At 71.1% G+C, this 18,113-nt stretch carries 18 protein-coding genes; 3 read left to right on the forward strand and 15 right to left on the reverse strand.

The features are described 5' to 3' along the window. The first annotated feature begins 8 nt into the window (after positions 1–8). Positions 9–1,388: a S1 family peptidase gene (locus tag OG266_RS03300; RefSeq protein ID WP_371542498.1), complete on the forward strand. Its 1,380-nt coding sequence runs from the start codon at positions 9–11 to the stop codon at positions 1,386–1,388. Positions 1,389–1,437: 49 nt separating this feature from the next. Here the strand turns inward: OG266_RS03300 and OG266_RS03305 are convergent, their stop codons facing one another. From OG266_RS03305 to OG266_RS03315, 3 genes are all read right to left on the reverse strand, one after another. Next, complete coding sequence (locus OG266_RS03305; RefSeq protein ID WP_266471659.1) at positions 1,438–1,626, reverse strand: hypothetical protein; 189 nt, start codon at positions 1,624–1,626, stop codon at positions 1,438–1,440. A 184-nt stretch (positions 1,627–1,810) separates the two neighbouring features. Beyond that, positions 1,811–2,506, reverse strand: coding sequence for a L,D-transpeptidase family protein (locus tag OG266_RS03310; RefSeq protein WP_266471662.1), 696 nt, complete (start codon positions 2,504–2,506; stop codon positions 1,811–1,813). A 188-nt stretch (positions 2,507–2,694) separates the two neighbouring features. After that, on the reverse strand, positions 2,695–4,086 hold the full coding sequence (locus OG266_RS03315) for a PLP-dependent aminotransferase family protein (protein WP_371542501.1): 1,392 nt from the start codon (positions 4,084–4,086) through the stop codon (positions 2,695–2,697). 60 nt (positions 4,087–4,146) lie between these two features. Between OG266_RS03315 and OG266_RS03320 the strand changes: the two genes are divergently transcribed. Further along, a complete protein-coding gene (locus OG266_RS03320; RefSeq protein WP_371542504.1) occupies positions 4,147–5,547 on the forward strand; it encodes an aspartate aminotransferase family protein in 1,401 nt (466 codons plus the stop codon). An 11-nt stretch (positions 5,548–5,558) separates the two neighbouring features. On the opposite strand, the gene OG266_RS03325 is transcribed toward OG266_RS03320, so the two are convergent. Continuing rightward, positions 5,559–6,356 (reverse strand): SDR family NAD(P)-dependent oxidoreductase, encoded by a 798-nt coding sequence (locus tag OG266_RS03325; protein ID WP_371542507.1) that lies wholly within the window; start codon positions 6,354–6,356, stop codon positions 5,559–5,561. Positions 6,357–6,406: 50 nt separating this feature from the next. Between OG266_RS03325 and OG266_RS03330 the strand changes: the two genes are divergently transcribed. Then, positions 6,407–6,946, forward strand: coding sequence for a hypothetical protein (locus OG266_RS03330; protein ID WP_371542510.1), 540 nt, complete (start codon positions 6,407–6,409; stop codon positions 6,944–6,946). Positions 6,947–6,948: 2 nt separating this feature from the next. On the opposite strand, the gene OG266_RS03335 is transcribed toward OG266_RS03330, so the two are convergent. The 11 genes from OG266_RS03335 to OG266_RS03385 all read right to left on the reverse strand — a co-directional run bounded on the left by OG266_RS03335 (position 6,949) and on the right by OG266_RS03385 (position 17,873). Next, positions 6,949–7,875, reverse strand: a complete 927-nt coding sequence (locus OG266_RS03335; RefSeq protein WP_371542513.1) for an SDR family oxidoreductase — start codon at positions 7,873–7,875, stop codon at positions 6,949–6,951. Between the two features lie 124 nt (positions 7,876–7,999). After that, complete coding sequence (locus tag OG266_RS03340) at positions 8,000–8,629, reverse strand: MBL fold metallo-hydrolase (protein ID WP_371542516.1); 630 nt, start codon at positions 8,627–8,629, stop codon at positions 8,000–8,002. Next, entirely contained in the window at positions 8,629–9,714 is a 1,086-nt protein-coding gene (locus tag OG266_RS03345) for an S-(hydroxymethyl)mycothiol dehydrogenase (protein ID WP_266471681.1), read from the reverse strand. The genes OG266_RS03340 and OG266_RS03345 overlap by 1 nt, the downstream gene beginning before the upstream one ends. An 86-nt stretch (positions 9,715–9,800) precedes the next feature. Next, entirely contained in the window at positions 9,801–10,880 is a 1,080-nt protein-coding gene (locus tag OG266_RS03350; protein WP_266471683.1) for an MSMEG_0565 family glycosyltransferase, read from the reverse strand. Further along, the gene (locus tag OG266_RS03355; RefSeq protein ID WP_266471685.1) at positions 10,877–11,713 is read right to left on the reverse strand and encodes a carbon-nitrogen hydrolase family protein; all 837 of its coding nucleotides are present in this window, start codon (positions 11,711–11,713) and stop codon (positions 10,877–10,879) included. The genes OG266_RS03350 and OG266_RS03355 overlap by 4 nt, the downstream gene beginning before the upstream one ends. Further along, positions 11,710–12,600 (reverse strand): carbon-nitrogen hydrolase family protein, encoded by an 891-nt coding sequence (locus OG266_RS03360; RefSeq protein WP_371542520.1) that lies wholly within the window; start codon positions 12,598–12,600, stop codon positions 11,710–11,712. Before OG266_RS03360 ends, OG266_RS03355 begins: the two co-directional genes overlap by 4 nt. Then, positions 12,597–14,015: an MSMEG_0567/sll0787 family protein gene (locus tag OG266_RS03365; protein WP_371542523.1), complete on the reverse strand. Its 1,419-nt coding sequence runs from the start codon at positions 14,013–14,015 to the stop codon at positions 12,597–12,599. Before OG266_RS03365 ends, OG266_RS03360 begins: the two co-directional genes overlap by 4 nt. Before the next feature lie 27 nt (positions 14,016–14,042). Further along, a complete protein-coding gene (locus OG266_RS03370; protein ID WP_371542525.1) occupies positions 14,043–15,143 on the reverse strand; it encodes an MSMEG_0568 family radical SAM protein in 1,101 nt (366 codons plus the stop codon). A 10-nt stretch (positions 15,144–15,153) separates the two neighbouring features. Beyond that, on the reverse strand, positions 15,154–15,675 hold the full coding sequence (locus tag OG266_RS03375) for an MSMEG_0572/Sll0783 family nitrogen starvation response protein (RefSeq protein WP_266471696.1): 522 nt from the start codon (positions 15,673–15,675) through the stop codon (positions 15,154–15,156). A 64-nt stretch (positions 15,676–15,739) separates the two neighbouring features. Further along, positions 15,740–16,555, reverse strand: a complete 816-nt coding sequence (locus OG266_RS03380; RefSeq protein WP_371542529.1) for an amidohydrolase family protein — start codon at positions 16,553–16,555, stop codon at positions 15,740–15,742. A 10-nt stretch (positions 16,556–16,565) separates the two neighbouring features. Next, complete coding sequence (locus OG266_RS03385; protein WP_371542531.1) at positions 16,566–17,873, reverse strand: MSMEG_0569 family flavin-dependent oxidoreductase; 1,308 nt, start codon at positions 17,871–17,873, stop codon at positions 16,566–16,568. Positions 17,874–18,113 lie beyond the last annotated feature (240 nt).

Below are 18,113 nucleotides of genomic sequence, written 5' to 3' on the forward strand. Positions count from 1 at the left end.
GCCCATGGATGAGGCACGCACGACGACGGATCGTCCAACGGGGGGCGCGTATCGCGGCCGTCGGAGGGCTGCTCTGCGGAGGGCTGATGGTGACGCACGCGATGGCGAGCGAACCGTCCGCGACGTCGCGTGCCGGCGAGAGTTCGACCCAGGCCGCCGCTGACAGAGGGGCCCAGTTGGTCTCCACCCTGGGCACCTCGCGTACGGCCGGCAGCTGGATCGCCGCCGACGGACAACCGGTCGTCGCGGTGACCGACACGGGCGCGGCAGCCGAGGTGAAGCAGGCGGGCGCCCGCCCCAAGGTCGTCGACCACAGCATGCAGGACCTCAAGTCCGCGACGGAGATCCTGAGTTCGGCGCCCCGGGTGACCGGCACCGCCTGGGCCGTGGACTACAAGAACAACGAGGTGGTGGTGCGGGCCGACAGCACGGTCTCCGCCTCCGACTGGTCGCGCATGACGACGCTGGCCGAGGGCATCGGTGACTCCGTACGCATGGAGCGGACCGAGGGCACGTTCACGACGCGGCTGAACGGCGCCGATGCTCTTCTCTCGACGGGCGGACGCTGTTCGGCGGGCTTCAATGTGACCGCCCCGCAAGGCCAGTTCATCCTCACCGCCGGGCACTGCGGGCCGGCCGGCTCCGTGTGGTTCGCGGACGAGCAGGGCACACAACAGGTGGGCCGGACGATCACCACGTCGTTCCCCGGTGACGACTACTCCCTCGTGCAGTACGACACCGGGAAGGCGCCGGGGGACAACATCGTGGCCATCGGCGGCGGACAGGGCGTACGGATCACGGGCGTCGCCGATCCGACCGTCGGCCAGCGGGTCTTCCGCAGCGGCAGCACCAGCGGACTCCGCGACGGTCAGGTAACCGCGTTGAACGCGACGGTGAACTACCCGGAGGGCACCGTCTCCGGGCTCATCGAGACCACGGTGTGCGCCGAACCGGGCGACAGCGGTGGCCCGTTGTTCTCCGAAGGCATCGCACTGGGCGTGACCTCCGGCGGCAACGGTGACTGCACCTCGGGCGGCACGACGTTCTTCCAGCCGGTCACCACCGCCCTCGCCGAGCTCGGCGTCACCCTGGTGGGACAGCCTCAGGCCTCCAGCAGCCCCACGGGCCAGGCCTCCGCCGCGCCGTCCGCCGCGGCCTCGCAGGGCGCGGCAGTCGCCCCGGGCTCCGCCGCACCGGGTGCGGTCGAGTCGGTGGACATCCCTGGCACCGCCGGGACGCTCATCGCGCGGCTCACGGATCCCAGGAACGTGGGCCCGGGGCTCCTGGTCATCGCGGGCAGCATCATCGCGCTGGTGGCGACCCGCTATATCCGCACGGAGCAGGACCGCAACCGCTATCGGCGGCAGTACTCGCAGAGTTGGGGGTGACCCGGCTCACAGCGGGCGGGTCGAGGGAAGAGGGGCCGAGGCCGGCTCGTCACGCAGCCCGGGTGGGCGAGTGCGGGGCGGCTTCCGCCCACTCCAGGACGAGCCGCTGGTACTCCCGCCGCTCGTCCATGCTCAGCGTCCCGCCGGTGCGGAACCAGAGGGCCCGGATCTCCTCGTTGACCTCGGCGGCGGACCGCTCGGAGGCGGCTTCAGGAGTGGTGGACATGGTGTGAAGCATACGGACCTTGACGTGAAGGCGATGTGAGTAAAGGTACGCCGGGAGACATTACGGACCGTGAAGCTCATCACTCGCGCCTGCGCGGAACTGCTGGGGAATGCACGGACGAACTCATCCGTCTTCTCCCCCAGCAGGTCGGCGACTTGATCCGGCTCTAGCGAGGCGAGCGGTCGGCCGGGCCCGGTCAGGTGCCCGGCTTGCGGCCGTACACGAAGACGTCGTCGCCGTTCTTCAGCAGCGACCAGTACTTCTTGGCGGTGGTCTTGGTCATGTTGACGCAGCCGTGCGAGCCGGGCGGGTTCCACATGCTCAGGCCGACCGAGTGGAATGCCTGGCCGCCGTCGAAGAACTGGCTGTAGGGCATGGGCACGTTGTAGATGCTCGAGACGTGGTCGATGTCCCGCCAGTAGATCTTCTTCAGTCCGGTGCGGGTCTCATAGTTGTTGCGACCCGTGCGGACCGGCACCGGCCCGTAGACGAGCGTGCTGCCGTCCTGGATCCAGCTGATCTGAAGCGTGAGGTTGACGCAGGCGATGCGGCCCTTGTTGACCGGGCACTTGCCGTCCTTGTTGGGCTTGTTGCCGACGGCCTTCTGCTTGTTCATCAGGTCCATCACACCCCAGGTCACGGGTCCCGCGTACCCGATGTTCGGGGTGATGCCGTGCTTGTTCTGGAAGGCCTGGATGGCCTTGCAGTCGGCGGTGGACTGCCGTCCGTCGACCGGGCGGCCGAGGAACTTCTCCACCTTCTTCTGATACGGACCTGCCTGCGTCGTACAGCTCGCGGCCTGCGCGGGCCCCGCGCCCAGCGCGAGCGTCAGCGGCGCCACCAGTCCGGTGATGCCGAGCGCGACTGCTCCGCGTCTGCGTATGTCCCCCATGACGGACCTTTCCCTTGCGTTCTTCTCGCACGTCTCGCGATGTCTCACTGCTAGACCCGCGTCGGGGGCTGTGCGTTGTAGGGCTGGTCAGGCTGCGACGAAACGGTGACATTGCCGCGGCGGAGGCAGCTGAAGCAGGCGATCCGTGGTTGCCATGTGAATGCCGTGGACGCCGTGGACGCCGTGGGTCAGCCCGTGAGCAGAGCCACCGCCCGCGTGAGCACGTCCGGCGTCGCCGTGAACGGCAGCCGCAGATGGTGGGCCAGGCTCGCCCGGTCGGCCGCGAACAGCGGACCGGGCGACACGGCCAGCCCGCGTCCCGCGGCGCGCGCCGCCAGCTCCGTGGCCGTGGTCGGCTCACCCAGGTGCAGCCAGAGCGACAGTCCGCCGTCCGGGACGGTGTACGTCCATCCCGTGCCCGCGAGCAGGCCCGCCAGGTGGTCGCGCTGCCGGCGCAGGCGGGCACGGCGGTCGGCGAGGACGGCGTCCAGGCCGTCGCCGCCTCCGTCACCGTCGCCCAGCAGCTCGGCGGCGATCAGTTGCTCCAGCGGTGGTGGCGAGAGCTGCGCCTGCAGCGGGTTGCGCAGTACCTCGCGTACGAGGTCCGCGCTCGCCCTGATCCAGCCGACCCGCAGTCCGCTCCACAGCACCTTGCTCGCCGAGCCGATCTGGATCACCCGGGCACCGGACAGATGGGGCTCGGTGCCGGGCGGCGTCCGCAGGTCCAGGTCGCGCATCGTCTCGTCGACGACGACGGTCAGCGCATGCCGTTCCGCGAGGGCGGCGACCGCCGCCCGGGTCGGGGCGGTCATGTGGGCGCCGGTGGGATTGTGGAAGTCCGGGATGAGGTAGGCGAGTTGGGGACCGTTCGCCCGTACGGTCTCGGCGAGCCGTTCTGTGTCCCAGCCGTGCGCGGCGGGCACCGGCACCGGCAGCAGGCGGGCCCGGCGGCGGCGCAGGATGGCGAGGGCGCCCGGGTAGGTGGGGCTCTCCACGACGACCGGTGAGCGGCGGTCCGTGTGGAGCCGGTCGACGAGGAGTGTCAGCGCGGCCTGTGCGCCGGAGGTGACCAGGATCTGCTCGGGGCGGGTGGCCAGGCCCGAGCGCGTGTAACGCTCGGCGAGGAGTTCGCGCAGCCGGGGCAGTCCCGCGGTCGCGACGCCCGAGTCGACGAGGAGGGCCGCGCTGCGCTCGACGGCCCGGCCCAGTGCGGCGAGGTAGGCCTCGTGGGGTGCCGCCGTGACGGCGAGGGTCAGGTCGAGGTCCGCGTCGCCTGCGCCGCCCCGGTCCAGGGACCAGGGGGTGGTGCGCTCGGTGAGGCGCGCGGGCAGGCGTACGACGCTTCCGCTGCCGTGCCGGGTGTGCAGCCAGCCGTCGTCCCGCAGCCGGGTGAGGGCCGTGACCACGGTGCCGCGGCTGAGCTCCAGGGCGAAGGCGAGCTCTCGCTCGGACGGCAGCCGGGTCCCGGCGGGGATACGGCCGTCGACCACGGCCTCGCGTACGGCGGTGGCCAGCGACCGGGCCAGCGGTCCTTCCTTGGTGCGCCAGTTGCCGAGCGCGGCGGCGAATCCTCTCTGCATTGGTCCAGTTTCCCCCAAGTGGACCAGGATTTTCGCGTGCCGTCCGCCTACGCTGCCGCCATGGACCGCACACTCGCCGAGGACCTCGCCCGGCTCCCCGAACTCCTCCAGTCCGCCCGCGACTTCGCCGCCCGCGAGGTGAGCGGGGTGGACGACCGTCCCGTGGCCCACCTCGGCAAGGCGCCCGACCTCGAGCCCCTTCCGGCGCGGGGAACCGGCGCCGAAGGCGCCTTGGCCCGCTTCGCCGAGCGCTGGGCTCCGGGCTTCTCCGGCTCCGCGGGCCCGCGCTATCTCGGCTTCGTCACCGGTGGCGCGACGCCGGCCGCGCTCACCGGGGACTGGCTGACCAGTGCGTACGACCAGAACGCGGCCGGGGGCGGGGACTCCTCCGCGACCGCTCTGGAGCACGAGACCCTGGGCTGGCTGCGCGAGCTGTTCGGGCTGAGCGAGGGGCACAGCGGTGCCTTCGTGACCGGGGCGACCGCGTCCAACACGGTCGGGCTGGCCATCGGGCGGGAGTGGCTCGGCGAGCGCCAGGGTGTGTCCGTGTCGGAGGAGGGAGTCGGCGCGCTCGGTCCGGTCGAGGTGCTGTCCGGCAGTCCGCACTCCAGCATCACCAAGGCGCTGTCCGTGCTCGGCATCGGGCGCGACCGGTTGCGCCCGGTACCCCTGCTGTCCGGGAATCGCGAGGCGATCGATGTCGAGCGGCTGGCCGCCGCCCTCGACGCCCTCGGCGGTCGCCCGGCGATCGTCGTCGCGAACGCCGGGACCGTGAACACCGTCGACTTCGACGACCTGCGGGCCATCGCCGCGCTCAAGGAGCGGTACGACTTCTGGCTGCACGTGGACGCCGCGTTCGGTGGCTTCGCCGCGCTGTCACCCTCGTACGCACATCTCGTCGAGGGCATCGACGCGGCCGACTCCGTCTGTGTCGACCTGCACAAGTGGCTCAACGTCCCCTACGACGCGGCCGTCCAGTTCACCCGCCGCCAGGACCTCCAGGTGCGGGTCTTCCACAACTCCTCGCCCTACCTCGGTCCGCCGACCGGCGACCCCGACTTCGTCCACCTCACACCGGAGAACTCGCGTCGGCTGCGTGCCCTGCCTGCCTGGTTCGCGCTCACGGCTTACGGACGGGAGGGGCACCGCGAGATCGTCGAGCGGAACGTTTCGCTCGCCCGGCACCTGGGCGAACGCATCACTCAGGAGCCGCGGTTGAGGCTCCTGGCGCCGGTCCGGCTCAACGTCGTGTGCTTCACCCTCGCCGATGATCCGGGCAAGGAGCGGGTGCACGGGCTGGCCCGCGCGATCGCCGCCTCCGGCGAGGCCTTCGTGACTCCGACGTTCTACGACGGAACGCACGCGCTGCGGGCGGCGTTCAGCAACTGGCGTACGTCCGAGGCCGATACGGACCGCGTGTTCGACGCGCTCCAGCTGCACAGCCGTATCGGACGGCCTTGAGAGAGACGGCCTCAGGAGTCGCCCCGCTGCCGGACCGCCTGCCGGAAACCGGTGTTGACCGCCAGCAGGCCGCCGTCTACGCACAGTGTCGTCCCGGTGATCCAGGCAGCGTCACGGGAGGCGAGGAAGGCGACGGCGGCCGCGATGTCCTCCGGCTCACCGACCCGTCCCAGTGGATACAGCCCGCTCGCCACTTCGAGATCAGCGTCGCGGCCTTCCCACGCCGTGGTGCGGACCGTGCCCGGTGCCACCAGGTTGACGCGTACACCGCGCGGGGCGGCGTGCCCGGCCAGGGTGCGGGTGAGGGACACCAGCCCTGCCTTGGCGGCGCTGTAGGCGTGGTTGCCGAAGTCCTGGAGGCCGTTGACCGAGCCGATGCTGACGATTGCGCCGCGGCCCGAGGCCACCAGGTGAGGGAGGGCCGCGCGGGAGCAGCGGTACGCGCCGGTCAGGGTGAGGTCGAGGTCGCGGGCCCACACCTCGTCGGGCTCGTCCTCGAAGAGCGGGGCGTCGGGGGTGCAGCCGTACGCGTTGTTGACCAGCACATCGAGCGAGCCGAAGGTGTCCACGGCGTGCGCCACGGCCGCTTCCACCGAGGCCCGCTCCCCCACGTCGCACGTGAACGCCTCGGCCCGCGCGCCCAGTTCGCGGATCGCCGCCGCCGTCTTCTCCGCCTCGGCCAGGTCCACGTCCGTGACGAGCACCTGGGCGCCTTCCTCGGCCAGCCTGCGGGCGGTGGCCGCACCGATGCCTCGGGCCGCGCCGGTGATCAGTACCCCATAGCCCTCGAAACGCCTCATCGCAGTCATGGGACGGACGGTAGTGCCGTGATCGTCACGGCGACAGATAACGTGCGCCCATGTCCGCGTTCATACAACAACTACCGGCGCTGATCGGCGTGGTCGTCGGCGCCCTCGGCTCGTATCTGGCCGTCATGCGGGGCGAGCAGGTCCGGTTCCGTCGCGAACAGGCGGCTCGCTGGGAGGAGCGGCGGCTCGCGGTGTACTCGGACTACGCGACGGCCCTCAAGAAGGCCGTCACTCTGACGTACCGCATCGCCGCCCACCTCGGGAACGACCCCCACCCGCACCCTCTGTCCCCCGAGGATGCCGCTCCCCTCCTGGCCGAAGCGACCGTCGGCCGCGATCCGGCGGGCGAGACGCTGTTGCTGCTCGGCACGCAGGAGGTGGTGGACAAGGCGCGTGTCTGGGTCCTCTCGGTCATCGACATGGAGCGGTTCCTGAGCGAACGTGTCCGCGATCCGGAGGCATGGCAGGTCCTGCTGGACCGTCAGCGCGCCGGGCGCGAGGAGTACTACTCGGCGGTCCGCAGGGATCTGGCCCTTCCACCTGGCCACTCGGCGCGGTGGGAGATCCCGCCGCCCCCTGGACGCGGATGACCTCAGCGGTAGCCCGTCGCGTCCGCCGCCTTGCCGACGTCCTGGACCTCGACCATGTAGCGCCAGGCGTCCGGGCGGCTGCCGTCGCGGTCGGTGAAGCCGTACACCTGGGCGAGTTGTCCGCTGGAGAGCGAGTCGCCGTTCCAGCGGGCGACGTCCGGGTCGGCTGCCAGCGCGGCGACGGCGCGGCCCACGTAGAAGGGTGTCTCGGAGATGCCGAAGTGCGGGACGCGCTCCAGGGCGTCGCGCCAGTTCTCCTCCGTCACGCCGAAGTTCTCGAGCATCATCTCCGAGCGCAGCCAGCCGGGGGTGAGCGCGACCGCGGTGGCTCCACGCGGGCCCAGTTCGTGTCCCAGCGCGAACGCCATGCGCAGGACCGAGGACTTGGCGAGGTCGTAGAAGAACGAGACGCGGTAGGTGTTCCGGTTGTACTCGGCGGTGCCGTCGGTCATCTCGACGACCAGGCCGCCGGGGTTGCGCAGCAGCAGGGGCAGCGCGTGGTGGTTGGTGATCGCGTGCGTCTCGACGGCGAGGCGCAGCAGCTTGAGGCCCTTGTCGAGGTCGTGTTCCCAGACCGTCGAGTCCCACTCGAAGAGCGTCTCGCCGCCCCAGATGTCATTGACGAGGACGTCGAGGCGGCCCTGTTCGTCCGCGATGCGGGCGACCAGGGCCTCGACCTCGGACGGGACCAGATGGTCGGTGGGGACCGCGATACCGCGGCCTCCCGCCGCCGTGACCAGCTCCGCGGTGTCCTCGATGGTCTCGGGACGGTCGTACTCCGAACGCTTCCCGCGCGTGCTGCGGCCGGTCACGTAAACGGTGGCACCGGCCGCGCCGAGCTCCACGGCGATCCCGCGACCCGCGCCCCGTGTCGCCCCGGCGACGAGTGCGACCTTGCCTTCCAACGTGTTCTGCTGCGGCCCCGACATGTCCGACCTCCGTGCTCGTAGAGCTCACGCGATGCCTTCACGCATGCGTCCCTACGAGGGTCCCGCGGAAGCCGGACATCTCCTGTCGTCTTTCTCCGGCGCGTCTGGGGCATTGCCGCGCGGGTCAGTGACCGCGCGCGATCCACTCCTCCAGGTGCGGGGCCTCGGCTCCGATAGTGGTCGAGTCACCGTGTCCCGTACGAACGGTCGTGTCGGCCGGGAGGGTGAGCAGCCGGTCGCGGATCGAGTCGACGATCGTCGGGAAGTGGGAGTAGGAGCGCCCGGTGGCTCCCGGGCCGCCCTGGAAGAGCGTGTCGCCGGTGAAGACGGTGCCCAGGCCCGGGTCGTACAGGCAGACCGCGCCCGGAGCGTGTCCCGGAGTGTGCAGGACTCTCAGGTCGGCGCCGGCCGCCTCGATCACCTGGCCGTCCTGGAGCCAGGCGTCGGGGAGGCGGTCGGGGTGGGTCTGCTTCCACAGCGGCAGATCGTCGGGGTGGAGCCAGATGGTGGCGCCGGTGCGCTCCGCGAGGGCGGGAGCGGCGTCGATGTGATCGTTGTGAGCGTGTGTGCACACGATGGCCAGGAGGCGCCGGTCGCCGATCGCCTCGGCGATGGCGTCGGCGTCGTGGGCGGCGTCGATCACGATCGCCTCGTGATCGTTTCCGACGATCCACACGTTGTTGTCGACGTCCCAGGTGCCGCCGTCGAGCGAGAACGTGCCGGAGGTGACGAGGTGCTCGATACGCGCGGTCATCAGAGCACCACCACCGAACGCAGCACGTCGCCGTGGTGCATCCGCTCGAAGGCGGGCTCCACCGCGTCCAGGGCGATCGTCTCGGTCACGAACGCACCCAGGTCCAGGCGCCCTTGCAGATGCAGGTCGATCAGCATCGGGAAGTCGCGGGAGGGCAGGCAGTCGCCGTACCAGGACGACTTGAGCGCTCCGCCGCGTCCGAAGACGTCGAGCAGCGGCAGTTCGAGCTTCATCTCGGGGGTCGGTACGCCGACGAGGACGACCGTGCCCGCGAGGTCACGGGCGTAGAAGGCCTGCTTGTACGTCTCCGGGCGGCCCACCGCCTCGATGACGACGTCGGCACCGAAGCCGCCCGTGAGCTCGCGGATCGCCTCCACGGGGTCGGTCTGGGCGGAGTTGACAGTGTGCGTGGCGCCGATCTTCGACGCGGTGGTCAGCTTCCGGTCGTCGATGTCGACGGCGATGATCTTCGCCGCTCCGGCGAGGCGGGACCCGGCGATCGCCGCGTTGCCGACGCCTCCGCAGCCGATGACGGCGACCGAGTCGCCCCGGCCGACGTTCCCGGTGTTGATCGCCGCGCCGATGCCGGCCATCACGCCGCAGCCGAGGAGCCCGGCCACCGCGGGAGACACGGCCGGGTCGACCTTGGTGCACTGGCCGGCGGCGACCAGGGTCTTCTCCGCGAAGGCGCCGATGCCCAGGGCCGGGGACAGCTCGGTGCCGTCCGTGAGCGTCATCTTCTGCTTGGCGTTGTGCGTGTTGAAGCAGTACCAGGGCCGCCCGCGCAGACACGCACGACAATTCCCGCACACCGCACGCCAGTTGAGGATGACGAAGTCGCCGGGCTCGACGTCCGTGACGCCCGCGCCGACCGACTCGACCACGCCCGCCGCCTCATGGCCGAGCAGGAACGGGAAGTCGTCGCTGATGCCGCCCTGTTTGTAATGCAGGTCGGTGTGACAGACCCCGCATGCCTGGATCTGTACGACGGCCTCGCCCGGCCCCGGATCCGGCACGACGATGGTCTCGACACGCACCGGCTCGTTCTTGCCCGGTGCGATCACGCCCCGTACTTCCTGCGCCATGTTGGTGAACCCTTCCGTAAGGTCGACGTTCCGTCAGAACCTGCGGCTGATTCCCGGCCGGATCAGACACAAGTTCTCCACCGACCCTACGGCGTGACCGACCGGTAGAAGGCCAGGTGGTGCGCGGCGGCCTCCGCCCAGGTGTGGCCGGCGGCCAGCTTCCGGCCGGCCGCGGCGCGAACCGGGTCGTACGAGACGAGCGCGCGGCCCAGTTCGGCGGCGAGGGATTGCGGTGAGTCCGCAAAACGGGCGGCCGGGCCGAACACCTCACGCAGCACGGGAAGATCCCGGACGACCAACGGGACCCCGGCGGCGAGCGCCTCCATCGCGGCCAGCCCGAAGCCCTCCTTGAGGGACGGGAAGGCGAAGGCGTCGGCGGCTGCCACGAGTGAGGGCAGTTCGTCGTCGGCGACGGCGCCCAGCACGACGGGCTCCACGCCCAGCTCCACCGCGCGGGTCTCCCACCGTGCACGGTAGTCCCGGTAGTCGAAGAGGGTCTCGCCGCCCGCGATCACCAGCCGCACACCGGGCTGTTCGGCGCGCAGAACGGCGTACGCCTCCAGCAGGTCGAGCGATCCCTTCCGTGGCTCGATGCCGCCGACGGTGAGGACGTAGGGGCCCAGTCGGGAGCGCCACGCGGCGCGCGCCGCCCGGTCCGTGGCGGCGAAACGCTCGTACGCCACCCCGTTCGGGATGACCGCGGGCTTCAGTCCCCACCCGTCGGCGAGCTCGTCGGCGACCGATCGCGAGACGCAGATGTGCGCGTACGGCTCGACGATGGCCCGTTCGTGGCAGGCGGCCAGCTCGGGGGTGGTGAAGTGGTCGAGGTGGTGGACGGTGCGGACGCAGCGGCCCACCGCGTTGGCGCTGATGCAGTCCTGGGCGTGGACGATGTCGTACGGGCCGGCGTCGAAGGCGTCGCGGAGGGTGGCGATGGAGCGCAGGATGCGTGCGCCGACGGTCTCGTCCGGCGGGCCGTCGGGGAACGGCACGATGTGGACGCGCACGGCGGGGTCCACGGGCCGGAAGAAGCCGGAGTCGCCGCCCCGGCCGAGCGTCCAGACCGTGACGTCCGCACCGGTCGCGGCCAGTGCCTCGGCGAGGGCGAGGGTGTGGACGACGCCGCCGCGCGGCTTGGTGGAGTAGCTGAGCAGGGCGATCTTCACGACGGAACCTCCCGGTAGGCGGCGGGGCGGCGCTCGTCGAGGTGGCGCAGGACGCGGCGGGCGCGGTCCATCTCGGCGGCGACGTCGACCTCGGCGACGGCGAGGCCCGCCTTGGCCCAGGTGCGGGCGAGGATGTCGCCGCCCGGGCCGACGACCTTGGACTGGCCGAGGAAGCGCATGCCGCCCATGGCACCGGTCTGGTTGGAGGAGGCGAGGACGACCTGGTTCTCGGCGGCGCGGGCCTGGTCGTACAGGTCGAAGAGCTTGGCCTGCCGGTCCTGGGCCATGCGCGGGGCCCGGTTGGTGATGCTGGTGGGCCAGGCGGACAGGCAGGCGAGGATCTCTGCGCCGTCCAGGGCCAGGGAGCGGGCGGACTCGGGGAACGTCTTGTCGTAGTCGATGAGCATGCCGATGCGGCCCACGGGGGTGTCGAAGGCGTCGAAGCGGTCGCCCGGCGCGTACGCGGCGACCTCGCCGGCCGGGAGATGGACCTTGCGGTGGCGGCCGAGGACTCCGTCGCCGCTGACGCACACGGCAGCGTTGTAGTGCTCGGTCCCGCCGTCCTCGCAGTAGCCGACGCAGACGACCATCTCGGCGGCGAGGCGGGCGACTTGGAGGATCAGCGGGTCGTCCGGCTTGAGTGCGGGCGGCAGGGCTTGGGGGTCGGGGTGTCGCAGGTCGGCGAGGTAGCCGCCGAGCGCGGCGTCGGGCAGCACGAGCAGTCCGGCGCCGGAGCCCCGGGCGTCCTCGATGATCTTGGCGATGCGGGCGAGGTCGAACTCCAGGTCGCGGCCGAAGTGGGCGGCGGCGGCCGCGATCCGGATGGTGCTCATGGGCTGACTGCTCCTGCGTGCGTGTAGGTTTCCGGGCGCCGGTCGCGCAGGTGCCCCATCGAGCGGCGGGCGGTCTCCAGGGCCTGGGCGACATCGAGTTCGGCGATCGCCAGACCGGCTCCGACCCCGGTGTCGGCGAGGATCTCACCGCCGGGGTCGACGACTTTGGCGCTGCCGACGAAGCGTAGCGACCCGAAGGTACCTGCCTGGTTGGCGGAGATCCATACGATCTGGTTCTCCAGGGCACGGGCCCGGTCGAAGAGGTCGAAGCGGCGCTTCCACCGGTCGTTGACCAGGTCCGTGGTGGCGTGGGTCCTGGCGCCCGGCCAGGCCGAGACGCAGACGCCGATCTCGGCGCCGTCAAGGGCCAGCGCCCGCGCGGACTCCGGGAACGCCTTGTCGTAGCAGATCATCATGCCGATCCGGCCGACCGGGGTGTCGAAGGCGTGGAAGCGGTCGCCGGACGCGTAGCTGGCGTCCTCGCTGAGCGGCTGGTGGACCTTGCGGTGATTGCCGAGCACGCCGTCGCCGTTGACGCAGACGACGCTGTTGTAGCGGGCGTCGCCGTCGGCTTCGCAGTAGCCCGCGACGACGGTCAACTCCCCTGCCAGGGCGGCCAGTCGGCGGATCTCGGGGCCATCGAGGGTGAGCGGGGGCGGGCCTTCGTCGGACGCGGAGTCGTCGAGGCTGAGCAGATAGCCGCCCAGGCACGCCTCCGGGAGTGCGAGAAGTCGTACACCCTCGGCCCGGGCCTCCTTGATCAGCCGTTCCACGACGGCGAAGTCCTCTTCGAGATCACGGCCGAACTCGGCGGCGACGGCGGCCATCCGAAGGGGCCTTGCGCCGTGGGTGCTCGTCTCGTGGGTGCTCGTGCGGCGGGTGTTCATGCGGTCCCCATTCCGGTCACCGGTCCGGTGACGGCTTCGGTGATCTCTCCGTCGGGCCAGCGCAGCCCGACTCCGTGCCCCGCGGTCAGCTCTCCGCAGACGGCGCCCGTGGCCGGGCCGGCCGGGAGGGGCGGCGCATCCGGCGCGTCGGCGGTGAGCATCGCGAAGCCCGGGAAGCAGGTGAGCCAGTCGCCCATGGTCGCCGCTCCGGGCCGCGGTACGGCGGCCATGTCGAGCACGGCGCCGCATCCGCTCGCCTCGGCGAGCATGCCGAGAGTCCCGGCGATCCCGGCCATCGACACGTCCTTGGCGGCGGCGGGCCGAACCGCGGCCACCGCCCCGGTCATCGTGCGGAGTTCGTCGGTACGACGGTGGCTCGACGAGTCCCATTGGCGCCCCCGGTAACCCCGGCGCCAGCCGCCCCCGAGGTCGGCGGTGAGCCGCACCGCGTGCCCCGGTCGTCCGCCGCCGCCCGGCACCGGGTGGTCCGTGCGGCCGAGCGCGGTCACCGACAAGGCGGCCGGCACGCCGAGTTGGGTGTGGCCGCCGAGGACCGGGACACCGTAAGCCCGGGCGGCGCGGCCGAGTCCGGCAAGGATCCGCGCGGCATGCGCGGCGTCCTTCGCGCCCACCGCGTCGAGCAGCCCGACGGGTGAAGCTCCCATCGCCGCAAGGTCGTTGACGTTGACGAGGACCGAGCACCAGCCCGCCCAGTCGGGGTCCCGCTCGACCATGGACGGCACGATCGCGTCGCAGGCGGCGATCACGTCCGTACCGGGGACGGGTGCGCCGTCGTCACCGACGTAGCCGCGCGGCGGCGGTGGCAGCGAGCCGAGCAGCTGTCCGAGCGGGGCTTTGGTGGCGGCGGCCTGCGCGGCGATCCGCCGGATCGGCCATCGCATCAGGACATGGGGACTGTCCGCGACCATCACCTCCCGGACGGACTGCCAGCCAAGTCGCCTGAACAGCAGCCGGTTTCGGATCTGGACGGTGGCGTCGAAGCGCAGGACGCCCTCGGCCTCCGCCCGCGCGCACGCGGCCCGCACCAGTGCGGCGCCGATCCCTTGCGGGCCCCGGGCGCCGGGCGCGACGACCAGACGGCCGCCCGCCCACCAGCCGATGTCCGGGCCGTCGTCCACAGGGCCGAGCCGCACGCCTCCGAGGACCGCGCCAGAACGGTCCTTGGCGACCAGGACCAGGGTGCGAGGGTCGTCGTCGCGGTCATCGAGGTCATGAACCGCGAAGAGCCCTTGCTCGTGGACGAAGATGTCCCGGCGCAACCGCCGGTGGGCATTCAACTCACCTTTGCCCGCTGCCTCTTCGATGTGGAAGTCGGGCTGCCGGGCGAGTGTGCTGCGGTCGCCGAGCAGCGCGAGTATGTCCTCCGCGCGTTCCGTCGCCGTCGGCACTGGCATGGTCGTCGATCCGTCGAGGTACACGGCTCAACCACCCGCCGTCCTGAGCACACTGCACGCCCCGCAAGCCGCACAGCCGGCCCGCTGATCCGCGCCGGTCATACCCGCCGCCCGCAGCTTCGCCGCAACCCCCTCGGTGACGTGCCGCAGCAGCTCGGCATCCGGCGCCTCGGCACCGTCGCGGGCGGCCAGCGTGCCGCCCATCGGGCGGAAGGGGACGACGAAGGGATAGACACCCCGGTCGATCAACTTCCCGGCACCCGCGACGAGTTCGTCGGGATCCTCGCCGAGGCCGACCAGCAGGTACGTGGAGACACGGTTGGGCCCGAACACCCGGACCGCCTCGTCCCACGCGGCCTCGTACTCCGCCCGCGGCACGGTCGACTTGCCGGGCATCCAGCGCCGCCGTACCGCGTCGTCGAGGGACTCGATGTGGATGCCGATGGCCGTGGCCCCGGCCTCGTGCAGCTTACGGATCCAGAGCAGGTCGGCGGGCGGTTCGCACTGCACCTGGACGGCGAGTCCCGGCACGGCTTCGAGGACGGCACGCACGGACCGTACGAGATTGCGGGCGCCCCGGTCCGGGCCGGTCGTGGTGCCGGTGGTCATCACCATCTGCCGGACGCCGTCCAACCGGACGGCCGCTTCGGCGACTTCGGCGAGTTGCGCCGGGGTCTTGGCGGCGACCGTCGCACCGGAACGCAGGGACTCCTCGATGGTGCAGAAGCGGCAGCGGTCGGACTCGGCGTAGCGGATACAGGTCTGCACGACGGTCGTAGCGAGGACGTCGGAGCCGTGGAGGCGGGCGATGTGCTCGTACGGGATGCCGTCGGCGGTGGTCAGGTCGTAGAACCTGGGGCGCTGTACGGCGGTCAGGGTCAGGCCGGTGTCGTCGTCGCCGAGCCATACGCGGCCGTCCCGGACCGAGTACGGGCTGTCGGGGTTGCGGGGCAGCGCCGCGTTGGCACCGTCGACAAGGACATGCCCGTCGTCACTCGGTCCCGCGCCGTCGGGCCGCCGTACGGGAGCCTCCAACCGGACTCCGTGGAGGGCGAGTTCGGCGCGGGTCGTGATCCGGACGTCGACCGGACCCGTCCCCCTCGTCTGTGTACCGGTGCCAACGCTCACGGCTTGCCCCTCAGAGCTGGTAGGTCGAGTTGATGATGGCGCCCTTGCGCGCGTAGTGGATCAGCGCGTCCTGGACGTCGAGCGGGTGGGTCGGGATGACGCCCTCGATCAGGTCCTCCTCGCGGGCGCCGTGCAGGGACAGTCCGAAGCGGCAGCAGTAGACCTTGCCGCCCTCGGCGATGAACGTCTTGAGCTGGTTGTTGATGTTGTGCTCGCCGGGGAAGGCCGAGTTGCCGACGGTCGGAAAGCCGCGCGTGGCAAGGCAGTTGAGCGAGCCCGGCCCGTAGAAGTAGATGGCGGTCTCGAAGCCCTTGCGCAGGGCGCGGGTCGCCTGCAGTACGGCGACGAAAGAAACCGAGGACTCGTGGGCGATGCCGTGGACGAGGGTGAAGTACGTCTCGCCGTCCTCGGCCTTGTAGTCGGGGAAGACCTTGGTGTCGCCGTAGATGCTGGTGCCCTCGGGGAGGGACGGGTGCGGGATCTCGGTGAGGGACTTCTGCTCGATCTCGGTGAGTTCGACGGTTTCGGACATGGCTGTCTCCTTGGACGTGGGTGAGAACGGGATCCTTCTTGGGCGTGCGTGAGAGCGGGATGGATCAGTCGTAGAGCGTGGCGAAGGTGTCCCGGAAGACCCGCTCGCCGAGTTCGCCGCCGCCGGCCGCGGCGGTCATCCGGGCGTACTCGCCAGCGAAGTCGCCCCAGGGCTGGTCGCTGGCGAAGAGCACCCGGTCGTGGCCGATACCGCGGTGCTCGATCTCCCGGGCCAGCCAGTAAGGGGCGAAGCCGATGGCCCAGGAGAGGTCGGTGTAGACGCGCTTGCCGGACTCGATCCAGTCGAAGAAGCGGGAGCCGGCGAGCTTGATGTGGCCGCTCATCCCGCCGCCGAAGTGGACGAGATGGACGGGGACTTGATCGGCGTACCAGTCGACGAGGAGACCGACCTCGTCGATGTCGGAGGCGGCGCCGGGTGAGGTGTGCACATGCACCACGAGGTCCAGGCGCCCGGCCTCGTGGAAGATCCGGTCGAGCAGCGGGCGGCAGGCGGGGTCGGAGGGCCGCCCGCCCAGGAGGAAGCTGAGCTTGAGGGCACGTACACCGTCCTCACGGGCCAGGGCGAGAGCGTGCGCGGTGCGGTGCTCGTCCTCGGGGCGCGGGGAGACCCACAGGCCTGCCCGGATGCGGTCGTCGGTCTGGGCGGCTTCGATGGCCAACTCGTTGAAGGAGAAGGCGATGTCGGGGTCGGGGACGCCGTAGTTGGGGAGGACGAGGGCGCGTTCGGTGCCCTCTGCGTCGAGGTCGGTGAGGAGTTGTTTGACGGTGGCGCGGGCGGTGGTGTCGGGGGTGACGGGCGGGCCGCCGTAGAAGGGGTACGCGGGGAGGACACCGATGTGGCGGTGCGCGTCGAAGACCATGTCCGTGCTTTCAGCCGACGGGGAGTGCGGAGGCGAGCTCGGTGGGGGCGCCGGTGAGCGTGCCGCAGACGTCGGCGAGACGGCGCGAGGCGTCGATGTGGTCCGCGAGGAACTCGGCGTCCCTGCCGACGGCTTCGAAGCGGCCGGAACCCCACGAGTACTGCCAGGGCAGGCCCAGGAAGTACAGGCCGGGGGTGCTGGTGACCCCTCGCCAGTGCATGGGGTAGCCGCGGCCGTCGAAGACGGGTATCTCGATCCACCGGTGGTCGCGGGTGAAGCCGGTGGACCAGATGACGGAGGTGATGCGGGCCTCGGCCAGGTCGAGCGCCTCCGGCTGTTCGGCCGGCTCCCACACGGGGATGTAGCGGGCCTCGTCCGGCGCCGGTACGCCCTGCGCGGTGATGTGCGCGTCTATGGCGTCCTTGATGCCGTCCGCCACCGCGTCGGCCCGGTCGAGGTTGACCTTCAGGTCGTCGGCGAACTCCAGGATCCCGCCGTCGATGCCGGTCAGCCGCCCGTAGAGGCGCATTCCGTCGCGGGCGAAGGCGCGGAGGTCGATGTCCCGGCCGCCGCCGCGTCCGGTGACGTAGTGGTTGACGCGCATCCGGACGGCGGAGACGTCGTCGAAGCTGTCGATGCCCTTGGCGTAGTGGCCCATCTCGTCGAGCCAGGCGACGCAGTCCCGGCCGCGGTAGAAGCGCGCCACCCGGGGTGCGCTGCCGACGGCCAGATGGACCTGGCGCCCCGCGAGGTGCAGATCCTCGGCGATCTGGCAGCCGGACTGTCCGGTGCCGACCACCAGGACCGCCCCGTCGGGGAGTTGAGAGGGGTTGCGGTAGCGGGAGGAGTGGATCTGCTCGACGACGCCGGACAGCCGCTCGGCCATCCGCGGGACGGAGGGGGTGTGGTACGGGCCGGTGGCGACCACCACCTGATCGGCGGTGAACTCCCCCGCACTGGTGGTGAGTTCGAACACTCCGCCCGGTGAGCGGCGCAGCCCGGTGACGGACACGCCCTCGACCAGCGGCGGATCGAAACGGGCGACGTACTCCTCCAGGTAGCGCACGATCTCCGCGCGAACCATGAACCCGTCCGGATCGGGTCCCGCATAGGGGTGACCTGGCAGTCTGCACTGCCAGTTGGGCGTGACCAGGCAGAAGGAGTCCCAGCGCCGCTCGCGCCACTCGTGGCCGACCCGGTTCGCCTCGACCACCACGTGTGCGATCCCGCGCTCGCGCAGACAGTGACTGACGGAGAGTCCCGCCTGACCACCACCGACCACGGCTACCGGATAATGGGCTCCGTACAGCTCAGGCATGAAGTCCTCCATGCGTGGGGCGAGTTGTCAGGCGCGACCGTCTCGGGTCTCGCACCTCGCCGCTGCTTGTGAGAACCACTTCAGCCACGCCCGATTGCCGGATCGCTTCATCCGGAACAAAGCGGGGTTACCAAACCCTCACTCGTTGCCTGGCAGGCAAGATTTCCCATCGAATCCATCGGCTTCTTCGACGCCGTCGAGATGCCCGCGCGCGACGTCCACCCCTCTCACCGACGTAGC

Origin of the sequence: Streptomyces sp. NBC_00554, from assembly GCF_041431135.1 — a bacterium.
Lineage (GTDB): Bacteria > Actinomycetota > Actinomycetes > Streptomycetales > Streptomycetaceae > Streptomyces.

Bases quoted from the DNA above. Each gene is read 5' to 3' on its own strand.
- OG266_RS03300 (WP_371542498.1), top strand. From the start codon at position 9: ATGAGGCACGCACGACGACGGATCGTCCAACGGGGGGCGCGTATCGCG.
- OG266_RS03305 (WP_266471659.1), bottom strand. From the start codon at position 1,626: ATGCTTCACACCATGTCCACCACTCCTGAAGCCGCCTCCGAGCGGTCC.
- OG266_RS03310 (WP_266471662.1), bottom strand. From the start codon at position 2,506: ATGGGGGACATACGCAGACGCGGAGCAGTCGCGCTCGGCATCACCGGA.
- OG266_RS03315 (WP_371542501.1), bottom strand. From the start codon at position 4,086: ATGCAGAGAGGATTCGCCGCCGCGCTCGGCAACTGGCGCACCAAGGAA.
- OG266_RS03320 (WP_371542504.1), top strand. From the start codon at position 4,147: ATGGACCGCACACTCGCCGAGGACCTCGCCCGGCTCCCCGAACTCCTC.
- OG266_RS03325 (WP_371542507.1), bottom strand. From the start codon at position 6,356: ATGACTGCGATGAGGCGTTTCGAGGGCTATGGGGTACTGATCACCGGC.
- OG266_RS03330 (WP_371542510.1), top strand. From the start codon at position 6,407: ATGTCCGCGTTCATACAACAACTACCGGCGCTGATCGGCGTGGTCGTC.
- OG266_RS03335 (WP_371542513.1), bottom strand. From the start codon at position 7,875: ATGTCGGGGCCGCAGCAGAACACGTTGGAAGGCAAGGTCGCACTCGTC.
- OG266_RS03340 (WP_371542516.1), bottom strand. From the start codon at position 8,629: ATGACCGCGCGTATCGAGCACCTCGTCACCTCCGGCACGTTCTCGCTC.
- OG266_RS03345 (WP_266471681.1), bottom strand. From the start codon at position 9,714: ATGGCGCAGGAAGTACGGGGCGTGATCGCACCGGGCAAGAACGAGCCG.
- OG266_RS03355 (WP_266471685.1), bottom strand. From the start codon at position 11,713: ATGAGCACCATCCGGATCGCGGCCGCCGCCGCCCACTTCGGCCGCGAC.
- OG266_RS03360 (WP_371542520.1), bottom strand. From the start codon at position 12,600: ATGAACACCCGCCGCACGAGCACCCACGAGACGAGCACCCACGGCGCA.
- OG266_RS03365 (WP_371542523.1), bottom strand. From the start codon at position 14,015: ATGCCAGTGCCGACGGCGACGGAACGCGCGGAGGACATACTCGCGCTG.
- OG266_RS03375 (WP_266471696.1), bottom strand. From the start codon at position 15,675: ATGTCCGAAACCGTCGAACTCACCGAGATCGAGCAGAAGTCCCTCACC.
- OG266_RS03380 (WP_371542529.1), bottom strand. From the start codon at position 16,555: ATGGTCTTCGACGCGCACCGCCACATCGGTGTCCTCCCCGCGTACCCC.
- OG266_RS03385 (WP_371542531.1), bottom strand. From the start codon at position 17,873: ATGCCTGAGCTGTACGGAGCCCATTATCCGGTAGCCGTGGTCGGTGGT.